This window comes from Aeromonas sp. ZOR0002 (assembly GCF_963866995.1).
GTDB lineage: Bacteria > Pseudomonadota > Gammaproteobacteria > Enterobacterales > Aeromonadaceae > Aeromonas > Aeromonas caviae.
Window position 1 is genome coordinate 20,706 of the sequence record NZ_CAWMFQ010000277.1, and the last position, 1,545, is coordinate 22,250.

The window sequence follows — 1,545 nt, forward strand, 5'->3', positions numbered from 1 at the left end:
AGTATCTGCTGCCCCAGCGCCAACTGCAACAGGGTCTGCCCCGGTCGCACCTCCCGCACCTCCAGCAGCCGGGTCTCGAGGCAGTTGGAGAGGCTGGAGTGCACGATGGGCTCGGTGGCGATCACCAGATCCCGCGCCGCCACCTTGATCTGCAAGGGGCCTGCTTCATCGGGGGCATGCTCCATGGTCACCATCAGGGTCTGCTCCCCCAGTCGCAGGGTCGCCATCTGCTCGTGCTCGTCGTAGTGGGACAGGGTCGCCGAGAGCATGACCCCGACGTCGTCGCGACTGGCCAGCGACAGGTCGATGCGGGCGAAGATCTCCTCGGGGGTGCCCTGGGCCTCCACCCGTCCCTCTGCCAGCAGCACCAGTCCATCGCAGAGCAGGCTCACCTCCTCCATGGCGTGGCTGACGAAGATCATGGGGATGCCGCTCTCCTGCTGCAAGCCCTTGAGCACGTGGGCCTGATGGATGCGGCTGCGCCTGTCCAGCGCCGAGAAGGGTTCATCCAGCAGCAGCAAGTCGGGCTCGGCCAGCAAGGCCCTGGCCAGTGCCACCCGCTGACGCTGACCGCCGGAGAGGCCGTGGGCCGGTTGCCCCAGCAGCTCGGCAAAGCCGAGGCGCGCAGCCAGATCCTCTGGCTGCCAGCACCCCCTCCCCTTGCGAGCCGCCAGTTGCAGGTTGCCGAGCACGCTCAAGTGGGGGAAGAGACGAGCATCCTGAAACACCAGCCCGATGCGCCGCGCCTCGGGGGGCAGGGCTGCAAGCTCGCGCCCCTGCCAGCGCAGGGCATCGCCCGGGGCCCTGTCGAGCCCGGCGATGATGCGCAGCAGGGTGCTCTTGCCACAGCCCGAAGGACCGAACAGGCCGAGGATGCGGCTGGGGGGCAACGCCAGATCGCACGCCAGGGTGAAGGGGCCGAAATCACGTCTGGCCTTGAGGTAGAGGCTCATCCGAACAGCCTCCGTTGCCGGCGTTGCAGCACGCCGTAGACCAGCACCAGCATCACCAGGGAGAAGCCCATCAGGCCGCCGGCCAGAATATGGGCATTCTGGTAATCCATCGCCTCCACGTGATCAAACAGGGCGATGGAGAGCACCTGGGTCTCCCCGGGAATGTTGCCGCCAATCATCAGCACCACCCCGAACTCCCCCAGGGTGTGGGCAAAGCCCAGCGCCGCCGCCATCACGAAGCTGGGCAGCGTCATCGGCAGGATGATGCGAAAGAAGCGCTCAAACGGGCCCATCCCCAGGGTGGCGGCAGCCTCCAGCTCCTTGTTGCCCATGTTGACGAAGGCGGAGGTGAGGGGTTGTACCACGAAGGGGAGCGAATAGATGACGGAGGCGATGAGCAGGCCGAGAAAGCTGAAGGCGAGCGGGGCCCCGAAGGTCTCCCGCCACCAGCCACCGAGGCCGTACTCCGGGGAGAAGACCAGCAGCAGATAGAAACCGAGCACGGTGGGTGGCAGCACCAGCGGCAGGGCCACCATGGCCTCCACCAGGGGGCGCAGCCGGTGCTGGCTGCGAGACAGCCACCAGGCGAGCG

The 1,545-nt window shown here is 67.2% G+C and carries 2 protein-coding genes; both read right to left on the reverse strand.

Annotated elements, in window-relative coordinates; translation table 11 throughout:
- On the reverse strand, nucleotides 1-953 hold a 953-nt coding region (locus AACR77_RS15065; RefSeq protein WP_042882561.1), incomplete at its 3' end, for an ATP-binding cassette domain-containing protein.
- Nucleotides 950-1,545 (reverse strand): molybdate ABC transporter permease subunit (modB, locus tag AACR77_RS15070; RefSeq protein WP_042882563.1); only part of this gene is annotated, 596 nt, incomplete at its 5' end. The genes modB and AACR77_RS15065, both read right to left, overlap by 4 nt.